This is a genomic window from Pseudoalteromonas sp. CO348, from assembly GCF_004208845.1.
Lineage (GTDB): Bacteria > Pseudomonadota > Gammaproteobacteria > Enterobacterales > Alteromonadaceae > Pseudoalteromonas > Pseudoalteromonas maricaloris.
Map to the genome: position 1 here is coordinate 38,451 of NZ_SGPI01000030.1, position 14,716 is coordinate 53,166.

Consider the following 14,716-nt stretch of genomic DNA (forward strand, 5'->3'; position numbering starts at 1 on the left):
TTTTCTTAATAGAGCTATTTTAGATTTTGCGTTAGCCAGAATAAATCGGAATGTATTCCCGCTGCTGTCACTTCTTTACCTGCCCCCGGGCCTTGGATCACCAGCGGGTTTTGTTCATACCATTTAGTGTGGATCACAAAAATATTATCACCCGGCGTTAAATTCGCGATTGCCGAGCCATTTGGTACCTGTGCAATGCCTACTTTTGCAGACACTTTACCATTGCTTGCAATTTCAAGCGCACCAGTATAGCGAAGCGCAGCGTCATTCGCAGTGGCCTTTGCATAGTGTGTCGCATAAAAGTCATCGAGTTGCTGGCGATTTTCTAAAAACGTTTGCCATGAACCCACACTCAAGGACTCAGGCATTAATGCCTCTAATTCAATATCTTCAAGCTCAAGTTCAATGCCTAACTCTCGTGCTAAGATCAAAAGCTTACGCTGCATATCACGGCCAGATAGATCTTCGCGCGGATCGGGCTCGGTAAAACCAAGTTCTTGCGCCCCAAGCACTAGCTCAGAAAATGCTTCAGAACCATCATAGCGACTACAAAGCCAAGATAAAGTGCCGGAAAAGACGCCTTCAATTCTCACCACTTCATCGCCACTATTTTGCAGATCAGCCAATGCAAAGTTAATGGGAAGACCTGCGCCAACACTGGTATTGTAACGCCATAACAGGTTACGCTCTTGTAACTGCTGACGCAGCTTTGAGTACCAACCTTGTTGTGCCGTGCCGGCATATTTATTGGCGCTGATCAAATGGCAGTCATGTTCAACAAACAGCGGATACAACTCACTGAAACGCTCGCTCGCAGTAATATCGACCACCACTTTATGCTCGTAATCTAGCTCTTTAATACGAGTGAATAGCTCTGCTTCATTGTATTCGATGGCCTCATTTTGCCATTGCTGTTGCCACGATGCTAAATTCAACCCGCTTGGACAGAACAACATTTGCTTAGAACGCAGTAAGCCAACCAACTTAAGATCAAAGTGCTCACTCAGCTTAGCGACTTGGTTTTTGCATTGTTCGATGAACACTTCACCCACATTGCCAACACCCGCCACTATCACAGCAAGCTCCCTGCCTTTATTCACCAAACGTTCGTGCAATATAGCAAGTAGATCGCTATCAATAGCTTGATCGGTTAACACTAAGCTGTAATGACGCTCTTGCAGCACAAAACGGGTGACAATCGCATGTGCGTCCAATAATTCCAGAGCTTGCTGATGCAACCCAGCAATATCCTGACTTGGGGCAACAATAGCAAAGCCTTGTACTTGCGACTCAATAATATTGGCTCGCGAATCCAGCGCTTTGATCACAACATGGCTAAACTCAGATGGCACCAGTAAGTGTGCCTCTCCACCTTTAACAAAATGATGGATGCTATGCTGGATAAGCTGGCTTAGCTGTTTCACTTCTCCACTTTTTAACTGTTCAACACGTAACAGGTCAAGTTGTCCAAAAGTGGTAATAAAGCGCTTCTCTTTGCTATAGCCTGCCTTTACTATCTCAGTGCCAAGCGCATCGGCATCAAAGCTGCTACGAACTTGTAGTTTTATGTCGGTATCTTTAAGTGGAGACAGCGTTTTTGCATGCAGTACCGGATTACCTAATCGTGCGAGTAATTCAGCTTGGCCACGACATACTTTAGTGTATTTTATGGCATTAGCGACTTTACGTGGATCTGTGCTGAACACACCAGTTGTATCCGTCCAAATTGATACTTGAGCCGCATCAAGATAACTTGCCAACAAAGTTGCGCTATAGTCACTGCCATTTCGGCCTAAGGTCACCGTTTCACCTTGTGCATTTGCAGCAATAAAACCGGTAACGATATAGATAGCGTGATCATCAATGGCGCGATAGCACGCTTCTTTGTTATGGGCGTGTAGTAACACCCCCTCTTGTTGTACAAATAACCTACGAGCGTCGATAGCTTTGGCTTCAACACCTTGAGAGCTTAGGTAGTTTGCTAATATACGAGCCGACCATAGCTCTCCATGTGCAAGTAAACTCGCGTAGTGAAGATGTTGCTCTTCTCGCCCTAAAGCGATTGCTTGCAGCTCATTGACAAGCTGTTTGAGTAACACACTGTGTTGTTCACCTACAAACAAGGCATCAATTAATTCACGTTGATGATTTTCAACTTGTAACAAGACATCGTTGAATGCGCGAACATCTTGCTGCTCAAAGCTTTGCCATAACTTCACTAGGGTATTCGTTGTTTTTCCTGCAGCAGAAACCACAACACTGTCACCTAGCTGACATTGCTCTAACACTATCTTGGCAACCGCCTGATAACGCTCTGGCGAGCTTAAACTCGAACCACCAAACTTATGTACTACTTTTGCCATTTACTCACCACAACGCTACTGTATGTGCAGGCGTTAATTTGAATGACTTAGCATCATCACTCGCCTGACTTTCATCAATACATGCAAATCCTGATTCCAGATCTGCAATGAGATCCTGTGCATCTTCAATGCCTACAGAAATACGAATCAACGTGTCGCCCACTCCCGCTTCTAAACGCGCTTGCGGATCCATACCTGCGTGTGTCATCGTCGCTGGATGGCAAATAAGACTCTCAACCCCACCTAAAGATTCTGCCAATGAAAAGTGCGTTAGAGACGTTAAAAACTTCGCTGATGTTTGCAGATCGCCTTTGATATCAAAGCTCACCATGCCACCAAAGCCGAGCTGTTGTTTTTTCGCAAGTTCGTGTTGAGGATGCGACTCAAGGCCAGGGTAATAAACTTGGCTAACATACGGCGACTTTTCTAAATACTCCGCAATAAGCTGAGCATTTTCTTGATGTTGGCGTAAACGCACGTTTAAGGTGCGCAGTCCACGTAGAGTAAGGTAACTATCAAAAGGTGCACCGGTAATACCGATATTATTCGCCCACCAAGCTAACTCATCACCCAACTCCTGTGTACGCGCGATCACCGCCCCCCCCACGACATCAGAATGACCATTGATATATTTAGTAGTTGAATGCACGACTACATCTACGCCAAAAGCAATGGGATTTTGTAGTGCCGGAGACAAGAAGGTATTGTCGGCGGCGACCAAAGCCCCCACAGCGTGTGCTGCATTTACGACAGCTTCTATATCCGTTAGCCTTAATATTGGGTTACTTGGTGTTTCAATCCAAACTAATTTAGGTTTGATCTGCTGCAGCTGTGCAAGACTTTCTGATTGTGTGAGATCCAAGACGGCTAATTTGAGCAATCCACGCTTAGCAAGCGATGTAAACAAGCGATAGCTACCACCATAACAGTCATGTGGAATAACCAGCGTATCGTCATGGTTAAGTAGCTGAGTTACTAGGTGAACGGCAGCCATGCCAGTCGCGGTAATAATGCCACGAGCACCACCTTCAAGTTCGGTAAGTGCCTGTGCAAGCACATCACGATTAAAGTTACCACTGCGGCCATAATCGTAGTCGCGTTTGGTATCAAAATCGGCAAAAGAATAGGTGGTAGAAAGGTAAAGCGGTGGCACTACTGCCCCATGTGCTTTATCAGCTTCTATACCATGACGTACTGCAACCGTCGATTTGTTAACTTGACTCATAAGGTCACCTAGATAGTTGGATGTTTAGACGTCTAAAAGGTTAGAGCAACATAAACTAGAAGTCAAAACATTTATACTGCTAAATGGCTAAATAACTAGTATTTGACTATCTTTTTTAAACCGATAAAATTTCGCCACTCTAGGCGTTGCTAATACGACTGAGTTATTGAAAACTATGGCAGAGATTCTTCTATCTCGCTATGGCGGATTAGTTTATTCATCTATTTGAGTTTGGGATTTATCTTTAATTCGTAAGGTTATCCCTATATTCATGCGGTTGGTGAATAATGTAGACCAGAACCCAGTCATATTGGCATTGATGTAACTGAGGCAAGTACACAATTATGGCAAAATGGAACGGTGAGTATATTCACCCATATGCAGAACACGGTAAGAAAGCAGAGCAAGTAAAAAAGATCACGGTGAGCATACCTCTGAATGTACTCAAAGTGCTAACTGATGAGCGTACACGTCGCCAAGTGAATAACTTACGTCATGCCACGAACAGTGAGCTTTTATGTGAGGCGTTTCTACATGCCTTCACAGGTCAGCCACTGCCGAGCGATGAAGACTTGAGAAAAGATAACCCAGAGCGTATTCCGTTAGAGGTAAGACAAATAATGGAAGAGCGCGGTTTGGAGATCCCAGAAATAAACGAAGAGTGATAACTACTCTTTCTCTGTGGACATACAGACACAAAAAAAGCCTCAATCGAGGCTTTTTTCATTTGGATAATACCAATGGTACTATTCCATATATCCAGCTGGCATATCGATTTGTGCCACACCTGATTCAATTGCAGCTACCGCTACCGCTTTTGCGATACGAGGTAACAAACGCGGATCCATTGGTTTTGGAATAATGTACTCAGGACCAAACTCAAGACTATCCACATCAGCCGCTTTTAACACTTCAGCAGGCACAGGCTCTTTCGCAATCGTTCTAATTGCTTCAACCGCTGCAATCTTCATCTCGTCATTGATAGCGGTTGCACGTACATCAAGCGCACCACGGAAGATAAACGGGAAACACAGCACGTTATTTACTTGGTTTGGATAATCTGAGCGACCTGTCGCCATGATCAAATCATTACGTGCACCGTGTGCAACCTCAGGGCTGATCTCTGGATCTGGGTTAGAACAAGCAAATACCACTGGCTTGTCAGCCATTAGCTTTAGATCCTCAGCAGAAAGTAAGTCTGGGCCAGAAACACCAACAAATACGTCCGCATCTGCAATCACGTCTTGTAACGTACGCTTATCCGTGTTGTTTGCAAACAGCTCTTTGTATTCATTTAGGTCATCACGACGAGTATGGATCACGCCTTTTCTGTCCAGCATATAGATGTGCTCACGTTGAGCACCGCATTTGATCAGTAATTCCATACAAGCAATAGCGGCTGCACCCGCGCCAAGACACACAATAATCGCATCATGAATATCTTTACCCTGGATTTCCAACGCATTCAGCATACCCGCAGCGGTTACAATTGCAGTGCCGTGCTGATCATCATGGAATACAGGAACGTCACAGCGTTCAATTAGCGCGCGCTCAATTTCAAAACACTCTGGCGCTTTAATATCTTCAAGGTTAATGCCACCAAATGTGTCTGCGATATTTGCCACAGTATTAATGAAGTCTTCGGTGGTGTTGTGCTTAACTTCGATATCGATTGAATCAAGGCCCGCAAAACGCTTAAATAATAGCGCCTTACCTTCCATAACAGGCTTTGACGCCAAAGGACCTAAGTTACCTAAGCCAAGAATTGCCGTACCATTACTGATCACCGCAACCATATTTCCTTTACCCGTGTAACGGTATGCATTCGCCGGATCAGCCGCGATTTCACGTACTGGCTCTGCAACACCTGGGCTGTATGCAAGTGCTAAGTCTTTTACGGTCTCGGCAGGTTTAGTGAGTTCAACACTGATTTTACCTGGAACGGGCTTCTCGTGATAATCTAGAGCTTGTTGACGAAAGTCTGTCATGGCGCGATATTTTCCTACGAAGTTAATGTGAGAGTGTGGTAAACGTTCGCATTCTGAATGTTGGCAACCTAGCTAGCTGGTTACAGCAACACACAGTGCGATTAACTATATGAGCGACGACATTCAACCACTCAACAAGCGTATGTGCTTTGCTGTCGCGGTATGTCAATAGGACATATAGTTAATCGACCGTATTCACACAATACCGAGTTTTGCTCATTATTCAAGTAAAATCAGGTCTATCCACTAGCACGGCATTTTCTATACTTTTCCGAGAAGATAAGCTCAATTTTAAGAAATATTTCACAAATAAAATGACTAAAACTTAAAAAACAAGACGCTAAAACCAGCACAAAATGTATAAAATTAGCACAAATGTACACCAACTATAAAAACAATAAGAAAATTGCAACTTAACTAATTTTAACGTCAAGATACCGACATTTAATCGCAATATACTGACTTTAGTTTATATTAAGTGCTCATACCTGATACTAATTACTATATGAGCTTTGATTATTTTCACAACTTAAGCTCGTAAATGTTCAATATTTATCTGCTAAATAGAGTTTTTACTCTACCCAAGAAATCAGTAAAGTTTTGCTGCCAAACTGGCAAGTTTTTTATTTTAGAAGAATAAAAGACACAATAAGACGGGATGACTGACGGTCTGTCTGTTGATGCAGAATAGGATGTATAAATCAGGAAGGTATTTTCAAACAGGCACAAAAAAAGCACCATAGGGTGCTTTTTTCGACTAGACCAACAAGATTACTTCTTGCTGCTAAGTGCACCGAAACGCTTGTTAAAGCGATCTACACGGCCACCTGTGTCAAGGATCTTCTGCTTACCAGTGTAGAACGGGTGACATGCAGAACATACGTCTAGGTGAATATCTTTACATAGCGTTGAACGAGTTTCGAACTTGTTACCGCAAGAGCACGATGCAGTGATCGTCTCGTAATTAGGGTGAATACCTTCTTTCATAGCAACCTCTAGTTAAGGCCGTATCGCTCTCCAAACCCGAAGTCTGGCACCATACGTAGTTATACAAAAATGTGGACGCGTATTTTAGTGCCTAACTGAACAATCTACAAGCAATATTTCAGAGTTTTTTATCACCGCCTCTGAGTACGTTTTCAATTCGTACCACCTTAGGTATATACTTCGTCACTGCGCTCACTTTATGGAATTGTAATACATGCTCATTCTTGAAGTAGCTTTAAAGCTGCCACTGCACCGAACATTCGACTATTTGCTAGCACCAACCATGCAAGTTGAAGCAGGAATGAGAGTCACCGTCAATTTCGCCAACCGTCGCTGCACAGCGATTGCGCTTGCTAAAAAAGACGACACCGATGTACCAAAAGAAAAACTCAAGCAAATTATTGAGGTGTTGGACGAGCATCCTGTCTTTAGCCAAGCACAACTTAGCTTCTTACACTTTGTCTCTCAGTATTACTGTCATCCAATTGGCGATACCTTATTCACAGCACTACCGGCAGTGCTTAGAGAGGGTGGAAGCCCAGACAAAACTCAGATCCCTGTCGTCAGATTAACGGAAAAAGGGCAGAAACTACCAACACTGCGAGCCAAAAAGCAACAAGCACTGCTTTCTCAATTATATGAAGGTGGCGCAATAAAATTAAGCGAACTAAAAGCGCTCGGATTTGCTAGCCAAACAATTAAAGCATTGGAAGAAAAATCGCTTATCTCACAATCTATTGAGCATGATAGCGATTGGTCGCAAAATGAATTACAGCTAGGCGAAAAGCCACGCCTAAACGACCAGCAAGCGACTATCTGCAGCGCCGTCAATGCACAAGTCGGTTACCGTACCTTTTTAATCGAAGGTGTAACGGGAAGTGGTAAAACCGAAGTCTACTTACAGAGCCTTGAAAACATAATAAAAGCGGGTAAACAAGCACTGATCTTGGTGCCTGAAATTGGACTTACACCACAAACGGTCAACCGCTTCAAAAAGCGCTTTAATAACCTGCCCATTGATTTATGGCACTCAAATCTAACCGATAACGAGCGCCTACATACTTGGCGTCGCGCCGAAAAGGGTCTGAGCGCCTTGGTTATCGGTACTCGCTCGGCCATTTTTTTGCCATTTCAAAATCTCGGCATGATCATCGTTGACGAAGAGCACGACAACTCGTTTAAACAGCAAGAAGGCCTGCGCTATCACGCCAGAGATCTCGCTGCATTTCGAGCGCATCAGGCACACTGCCCTTTGCTTTTGGGAACAGCAACACCGGCATTAGAAACATTACACAAAGCCATTACCAACAAATACCAACTCGTCACACTGAGTAAACGAGCGCAGACCCAGCACGATAACCAATTTCACCTTGTAGACATGAAAGGTCAGCCAGAACAAGGCGGGTTTTCACCAATGAGTTTACATTGGATGGAAAAAACACTCGCTCGCGGTAAGCAGGTTATGGTGTTTCTAAATCGTCGGGGGTTTGCACCAACATTGATGTGTCACGAATGCGGATGGCTTAATACCTGTAAACATTGCTCTACCAGCGCCACGTACCATAAAAACATGAACCGCTTGGTATGCCATCATTGCGGTGAGCAGGACTTTGTACCGCGACAATGTCCAGATTGCGGCAGCACCCAAATTATGCCCACAGGGCTTGGTACAGAACAACTCGAAGGCTTTTTAAGCGAACGCTTCACTGATATTCCCGTCACTCGCATTGACCGAGATTCTACGCGCCGTAAGGGCAGCCTTGAAAGCGCCCTTGAAGAAATTAATCAAGGTGGCACGCGAATTCTGGTCGGCACTCAAATGCTTGCCAAGGGCCACCATTTTGCTGATGTCAGTCTTGTGATTATCTTGGATGTGGACTCAGGACTTTACTCTTGCGACTTTAGAGCAACCGAGCAAATGGCGCAGCTTATTACGCAAGTTGCTGGACGAGCCGGACGCGCCGGTGAAGCGGGAACCGTGTTATTGCAAACGCATTTTCCAGAACATCCATTATTGCAAGATTTAATCAATAATGGTTATGGCGACTTCGCGCGATATGCCTTACAAGAGCGTGAAGAAGCTATGCTTCCCCCCTTCGCACACTTAGCTATCATCCGCGCCGAGGCAACAAATATAAATACAGTATTGCGCTTTTTGTCGGATTTGGTTCCAGCTACCCCCTATCCTGGTATACAATTGCTGGGTCCAATTCCAGCACCACTTGAACGAATAGCTGGAAAGTTCAGATATCAATTACATATACACGCACAACAACGCACTGTGCTGCGGGACTACCTTTCGCAACTTGCGCGCTATATTGCTACGCATGAGTCTGCCAATCGAGTACGCTGGAGCATAGATGTTGATCCAATGGATAGCTATTAAAATCAAATAACCTATGGCACAGCACGATTACATCAATAAGAAACCTAAAGGCAAGGGGAAAGACAAGCCAGAAAAATCGGCAAAATTTCCTGTTATTGCTGCTATTTTTGCATTTCTACTGATCGGTGGGTTTGCCTACGGTCTTTGGTTTATAAAAACCAATGCCGATCCTAAAGAAGTAGAGCAAGCCAAAAATCCGCACCCAGTTGCCGAGCAAAAGGTTAGTAAACCAAAGCCTCGCCCACCTGAGTTCATTGAAGAAATTAAAAATCATGAAATCAAGGTCGAAGTTAAAGAGATCGAGAGCAAAGGCCCCTATCAAATGCAGTGTGGTTCATTTAGAACCCATAGCCAAGCCGAAGCCATGAAAGCCAAAGTTGCGTTTGCTGGATTAATCGCAGAGATCCGTCGTACCGAAGGGAGTAACGGTGTCTGGTATCGTGTCCGTCTTGGTCCCTACGATACCAAACGTTTAGCCGAGAGCGATAAAAACAAATTGCAACGTGTTGGGATATTTGGCTGCGGGATTTGGGGCTGGACTTGATTTTTATAAGTCTACCCATATTTCCTACTAATCTAGAGTTACACGGGCACAGGCCCAAATAAGGATTACTATGACTACCATCGTTAGTGTTCGTCGCGATGACAAAGTGGTTATCGGCGGTGATGGCCAAGTTTCGCTTGGTAACACAGTTATGAAAGGCAACGCACGTAAAGTTCGTCGTCTATACAATGGTAAAGTACTGGCAGGTTTCGCTGGCGGTACAGCTGATGCATTTACATTATTTGAACGCTTTGAAGCAAAGCTAGAGATGCACCAAGGCCATCTCACTAAAGCAGCCGTAGAAATGGCAAAAGACTGGCGTACCGACAGAGCATTAAGAAGGCTTGAAGCCCTACTTGCGGTAGCCGATGAAACCGCCTCGCTAATCATCACAGGTAACGGCGATGTGGTGCAGCCAGAGCATGACCTTATTGCTATCGGCAGTGGTGGTAACTTCGCACAGGCGGCTGCAACCGCACTACTTGAAAATACAGACTTAAGTGCGAAAGAAATCGTGGAAAAGAGCCTGAAGATCGCTGGCGATATCTGCGTATTTACCAATAATTTCCAAACTATCGAAGAATTGTAATAGGACTCGTCATGACAGCTATGACTCCAAGAGAGATTGTGCACGAGCTTGATCAACACATTATCGGTCAGGACAAAGCCAAAAAAGCCGTCGCGATTGCACTGCGCAACCGCTGGCGTCGTATGCAGCTTGATGAAGAGCTGCGTGCAGAAGTTACACCAAAGAATATTTTGATGATCGGCCCAACGGGTGTGGGTAAAACTGAAATTGCCCGCCGTTTAGCAAAGCTCGCTAACGCGCCATTTATCAAAGTAGAAGCGACTAAGTTCACCGAAGTGGGTTATGTTGGTAAAGAAGTTGAAACCATCATCCGTGATTTAGTCGAAGTTTCTTTTAAACTAACACGTGAACAGCAAACCAAGAAATTCAAATTCCGCGCTGAAGAAGCCGCCGAAGAACGTATTTTAGATGCACTTTTGCCACCAGCAAAAGACGCTTGGGGTGAGTCTCAGCCAAATGAAAATTCGTCAACACGTCAAGTATTTCGCAAGAAACTACGTGAAGGTCAGTTAGACGACAAAGAGATTGAGATCGACATCGCAGAAACGGCGCCTCATGTTGAGATCATGTCACCTCCTGGTATGGAAGAAATGACCAGCCAGCTACAGAGCATGTTCCAAAACATGTCGGGTGACAAGAAAAAGAACCGTAAGCTAAAGATTAAAGAAGCACTTAAGCTATTGATTGAAGAAGAAGCTGCAAAGCTTGTTAATCCAGAAGAGCTTAAAGAGCAAGCTATTGAGTCAGTTGAACAAAACGGTATCGTGTTTATTGATGAAATCGATAAAATTTGTAAGCGTGGTGAATCTTCTGGCCCAGATGTTAGCCGTGAAGGTGTACAACGCGACTTACTACCACTTATCGAAGGTTCAACCGTTAATACTAAACACGGTATGGTAAAAACCGACCACATTTTATTTATCGCGTCAGGTGCGTTCCAAATGGCCAAGCCGTCGGATTTAATCCCTGAACTACAAGGTCGTTTACCTATTCGCGTTGAACTAGAAGCACTGACTGCGGGTGATTTCAAACGTATTCTAACTGAGCCAAATGCATCTCTTACAGAGCAGCAACAAGCGCTACTGAAAACAGAAGACGTCACTATCGACTTTACCGATGACGCTATCACCAAACTGGCTGAAGCTGCATATCAGGTCAACGAGAAAACTGAAAACATCGGTGCGCGCCGCCTTCACACTGTGATGGAAAAGCTGATGGAAGAGATTTCATTCGATGCCAGTGAAAAGGCCGGTGATACCTTGACGATTGATGCCGCCTACGTTGAACAGCATTTAGACATGCTTGTTCAGGATGAAGATTTAAGCCGCTTCATTCTGTAAATTAAAATCAAAAGCGGAGCCTTGCTTCGCTTTTTGAGTTATACCAATTATGTATCAAGTCACCAAACTTCATTATCATACGCTCAGTAAAGTGCTCGATGTTTATTTTGAGGACGGCCGCTGTTTTGCGCTAAGTGCCGAATTCTTACGAACACATTCACCATCAGCCGAAGTGCAAGGACATAGTCCGGCGCAAAAGCAACTCGTGCTAAACAAACAGAATGTCGCCATAAAGAAAATTGAACCCGTTGGTCACTATGCTGCACGCTTTGTTTTTGATGATGGTCACGACTCAGGGCTCTACAGCTGGCAATACTTATACACTATAGCTACACAACACGATGCGCTATGGCAGGAATATGTAAACGCGGTAGAAGAGTATAAAACCCAAAAGGACAGCGTACCTATCAAGTTTGTGCCTTAACCAAACCGCCATAGCAATGCATGCTGCTCATGGTATTGAATAAAGTCATTCTTAAATGCAATGTACTTCTCCATATTCTGGTTACAGGCGTTTACAGCTTCTTGCTTAACCCTAGCGTATTGCCTCGCTATATCTGGAAAAGTAATTAACCTGAGCTGCGGATAATTAATGCCTTTCTAGCAGCCAGTTTTAGCGCTAACTGCGTTGAATTCACTTCCAATAGCCAGCTATTGGTGCGTAAATTCGCCTTGTTTTCCCTAAATCTTGCTGGCTAGACAAGGAAAAAACTAAGTTGTGCTTTAGCAACAATGAGTTGGAACATTCCTTATCCAAACCTCAGGTTAATTAAATAGTCACGAAAGGCAAGGTGACGTTTAACTCCATAAGAACCGGCTAAAAAAGCATGCAGATGATGAGTTCTAGACGCTATGCCTTTACGAAAATAACGACGCCCAGCAATACCAAACTCTCCCATTATCTCATAACCTAAATCACGCAGTTTTTCTGACTCTATGTCTAATTTATCTAAGTCATTTACTTCCAATAATACCAGTTGTATTAAGTAAATGATCTATCTTGAAGCGGGGAAATAGCTTTAGTAGCAAGGCAAAAATTTTACTATTTAGTTGTTCTAAATGAGAAATTTTTAACGAAGCTAATATGCTATTTCACCCTTCAAATTGATTAGAGAATTAATTCAATTGGTATAACATATCAACTATTGGTTTAGCACACAACTGTGGCACCGATGTACTGCCTATATGGTGTACAGCAGCTACATTTGCCTTGGATAGATGAGCGAGTATCGCCTGTTTCTCTTTATTGAACTGGTGCGGCCAATCCGAATTGTAACTTACCACTGCTACATTGGTATTCATTTAAGCGATACCTATCTTGAGTCTAAATAAAAGCCCCACTATAAATAAAGTGGGGCTTTGACATTAAGAACCTCAGGTTGAATTGGTGTTTATACCTGATACTTAGCCACGGCTTCGTGTAATACGCGCGCTTGTTCTGCGACTTCTTCACTACTTTGCGCATTAGAGCGAGCATGCTCTGACGCACCTTGCGCAATGTCTCTGATTTTAACCACGTTTTTATTCACTTCTGAAGCAACTTGGTTTTGTTCATCAATTGCCGTCGCGATATGCGTGCTCATTTCCATAATCGTTTGCACATCTTGGGTGATCATGCTGAGCAACTCCCCAGCCTTTTCAGCTTGCGACACACTTTCATTGCCTTGCTCACGACATTGTTCCATGATGTTCACCACTTCTCGTGTACGCTGTTGTAGTGTAGAAATGATGCTTTCGATTTCTTGTGTGGAGTCTTGAGTACGCTGCGCAAGTGACCTAACTTCATCCGCTACAACAGCAAAACCTCGACCTTGCTCACCTGCGCGCGCAGCTTCAATAGCAGCGTTTAGCGCAAGTAAGTTTGTTTGCTCTGCAATACCACGGATCACATCCAATACCGAGCCAATGGTTTCACCGTCACGCTCTAACTGAGCAACAACGCTTGAAGCACCACCTAACGATTCCGATAACTGCATGATGTGCTCAATTGTTGCAGTGACCTCACGGCGACCTTGTTGCGCATTTTCATTCGTTGTCTCGGCTTTATGCGCCGCTTCACCCGTATTATGAGAAATGTCTTGGATCGTCGCTTGCATCTCGGTCGCAGCGGTTGCGACCATATCCGCTTCGTGTAACTGCTCAGCCATACCAGTACTCGTTTGGGCTGTTGTCTCCGTTAAATGATCCGTGGCTTCATTAATGGTTGCCAACGCTCCATTCACATCTGCAATAAGATCTCTAAAGTCAGAAATTAAGCTATTAAAATCACGAGTCATAATCGTGATTTCGTCATTACCGCTTTGTTCAATTTGTAGACTTAAATTATTTTCACGACGAATGCGCTCAATGGTTTGGTAAACACGCTCTACGGGCTGAATAATTGAGCGACTAGTCGATAACACCAAAGTCATCACAATAATACCAGCAGTCACAAACACACCAATGGCGAGCATCTGAGTTTTATCAACGTTTTCTTTGATCTCTGTTTTTGCCTGTTCAACAACCTCAGAGACCACAGCATCACTTTTTTCAACACTCACTTTCATTTTGCCTAGCGCACCGCTCGTCAAATCTAAGCCAAGTGCCTCTTGTGCTCGAACTAAACCCGCAAATTTGGATTGATAGGTGCTCAATAAACTAAGCAGCTTAGATTGATATTGAGCGTTAAACCCAGCACTACGAATTTCCTGCGAAAACTGTGCAACAAGCTCGTCAAAACGCTTAAGATATTTGGTATCAAAACGTAACATAAAGTCTTTTTCGGCTCGGCGAAGCTGCAGCATGGTTGAAAGGAGTTGATAATTCTGCTGCTCTTTTAGTAGTGTTTCTACCTCGTGTACCGCACCACGAAGCTCACCGTAAAGAGCATCCTTTGGATGCAAACCAATTGTTTTTTGTAATTGCACCACTTTTTGAAAGTCATCGTAATAACTTTTTGCTAAACGTTCAAATTCGTTGATCCGACCTAAATCGATATCAAAATCAGAAAAAGTACCTTGCAACAAAGCGAGCTTAGTTTGCAACTCTCGATACTCGTTTTCAAACTCATCAAGTGAATCCACCTGCTTGTAAAAAAGGAAATTTTTCTCGTGTTTGCGCATTGCTAATTCATGAATGTCGAGCTCTTCTGCATATTGAATGGTTTCATTCAATTTCAGCATAGTACGAGCTTCGTACATGATCATAATTAACATAACAACCAAGGCAATCCCTACCACTAATGCATTCACTTGCAAACGACGTCTGATAGTCAGATTTTCTAATACCGCCATCGGCTTACCTACAATGTTAATA

The 14,716-nt window shown here is 43.8% G+C and carries 14 protein-coding genes; 6 read left to right on the plus strand and 8 right to left on the minus strand.

Annotated elements, in window-relative coordinates:
• Positions 1-14 precede the first annotated feature (14 nt).
• On the minus strand, positions 15-2,363 hold the full coding sequence (gene metL, locus EXT48_RS15185) for a bifunctional aspartate kinase/homoserine dehydrogenase II (RefSeq protein ID WP_130164951.1): 2,349 nt from the start codon (positions 2,361-2,363) through the stop codon (positions 15-17).
• Between the two features lie 4 nt (positions 2,364-2,367).
• The gene (gene metB / locus EXT48_RS15190; protein WP_069020523.1) at positions 2,368-3,588 is read right to left on the minus strand and encodes a cystathionine gamma-synthase; all 1,221 of its coding nucleotides are present in this window, start codon (positions 3,586-3,588) and stop codon (positions 2,368-2,370) included.
• 344 nt (positions 3,589-3,932) lie between these two features.
• Between metB and metJ the strand changes: the two genes are divergently transcribed.
• Entirely contained in the window at positions 3,933-4,253 is a 321-nt protein-coding gene (gene metJ, locus EXT48_RS15195; RefSeq protein ID WP_010368921.1) for a met regulon transcriptional regulator MetJ, read from the plus strand.
• Positions 4,254-4,334: 81 nt separating this feature from the next.
• On the opposite strand, the gene EXT48_RS15200 is transcribed toward metJ, so the two are convergent.
• Both EXT48_RS15200 and rpmE read right to left on the minus strand, forming a co-directional pair.
• The gene (locus tag EXT48_RS15200; RefSeq protein WP_069020522.1) at positions 4,335-5,576 is read right to left on the minus strand and encodes a malic enzyme-like NAD(P)-binding protein; all 1,242 of its coding nucleotides are present in this window, start codon (positions 5,574-5,576) and stop codon (positions 4,335-4,337) included.
• 771 nt (positions 5,577-6,347) lie between these two features.
• On the minus strand, positions 6,348-6,563 hold the full coding sequence (gene rpmE / locus EXT48_RS15205) for a 50S ribosomal protein L31 (RefSeq protein ID WP_010607053.1): 216 nt from the start codon (positions 6,561-6,563) through the stop codon (positions 6,348-6,350).
• A 214-nt stretch (positions 6,564-6,777) separates the two neighbouring features.
• On the opposite strand from rpmE, the gene priA reads away from it, so the two are divergent.
• From priA to EXT48_RS15230, 5 genes are all read left to right on the plus strand, one after another.
• Complete coding sequence (priA, locus tag EXT48_RS15210) at positions 6,778-8,949, plus strand: primosomal protein N' (RefSeq protein WP_130164952.1); 2,172 nt, start codon at positions 6,778-6,780, stop codon at positions 8,947-8,949.
• Positions 8,950-8,962: 13 nt separating this feature from the next.
• On the plus strand, positions 8,963-9,493 hold the full coding sequence (locus tag EXT48_RS15215) for an SPOR domain-containing protein (protein ID WP_010368930.1): 531 nt from the start codon (positions 8,963-8,965) through the stop codon (positions 9,491-9,493).
• A 70-nt stretch (positions 9,494-9,563) separates the two neighbouring features.
• Positions 9,564-10,082 carry an ATP-dependent protease subunit HslV gene (gene hslV / locus EXT48_RS15220; protein ID WP_010368932.1) on the plus strand — a complete coding sequence of 173 codons (519 nt, stop codon included), beginning with the start codon at positions 9,564-9,566 and terminating at the stop codon, positions 10,080-10,082.
• Between the two features lie 11 nt (positions 10,083-10,093).
• Positions 10,094-11,422 (plus strand): HslU--HslV peptidase ATPase subunit, encoded by a 1,329-nt coding sequence (gene hslU / locus EXT48_RS15225; RefSeq protein WP_010607051.1) that lies wholly within the window; start codon positions 10,094-10,096, stop codon positions 11,420-11,422.
• A gap of 49 nt (positions 11,423-11,471) precedes the next feature.
• Positions 11,472-11,846, plus strand: coding sequence for a gamma-butyrobetaine hydroxylase-like domain-containing protein (locus EXT48_RS15230; protein WP_130164953.1), 375 nt, complete (start codon positions 11,472-11,474; stop codon positions 11,844-11,846).
• Here the strand turns inward: EXT48_RS15230 and EXT48_RS24095 are convergent.
• From EXT48_RS24095 to EXT48_RS15250, 4 genes are all read right to left on the minus strand, one after another.
• A complete protein-coding gene (locus EXT48_RS24095; RefSeq protein ID WP_130164964.1) occupies positions 11,843-12,016 on the minus strand; it encodes a GrpB family protein in 174 nt (57 codons plus the stop codon). The two genes, EXT48_RS15230 and EXT48_RS24095, sit on opposite strands and share 4 nt — an antisense overlap.
• 155 nt (positions 12,017-12,171) lie before the next feature.
• Positions 12,172-12,390 carry a GrpB family protein gene (locus EXT48_RS15240; protein ID WP_130164954.1) on the minus strand — a complete coding sequence of 73 codons (219 nt, stop codon included), beginning with the start codon at positions 12,388-12,390 and terminating at the stop codon, positions 12,172-12,174.
• 148 nt (positions 12,391-12,538) lie between these two features.
• Complete coding sequence (locus EXT48_RS24100) at positions 12,539-12,724, minus strand: GrpB family protein (RefSeq protein ID WP_130164955.1); 186 nt, start codon at positions 12,722-12,724, stop codon at positions 12,539-12,541.
• Positions 12,725-12,813: 89 nt separating this feature from the next.
• Positions 12,814-14,694: a methyl-accepting chemotaxis protein gene (locus EXT48_RS15250; protein WP_130164956.1), complete on the minus strand. Its 1,881-nt coding sequence runs from the start codon at positions 14,692-14,694 to the stop codon at positions 12,814-12,816.
• Positions 14,695-14,716 lie beyond the last annotated feature (22 nt).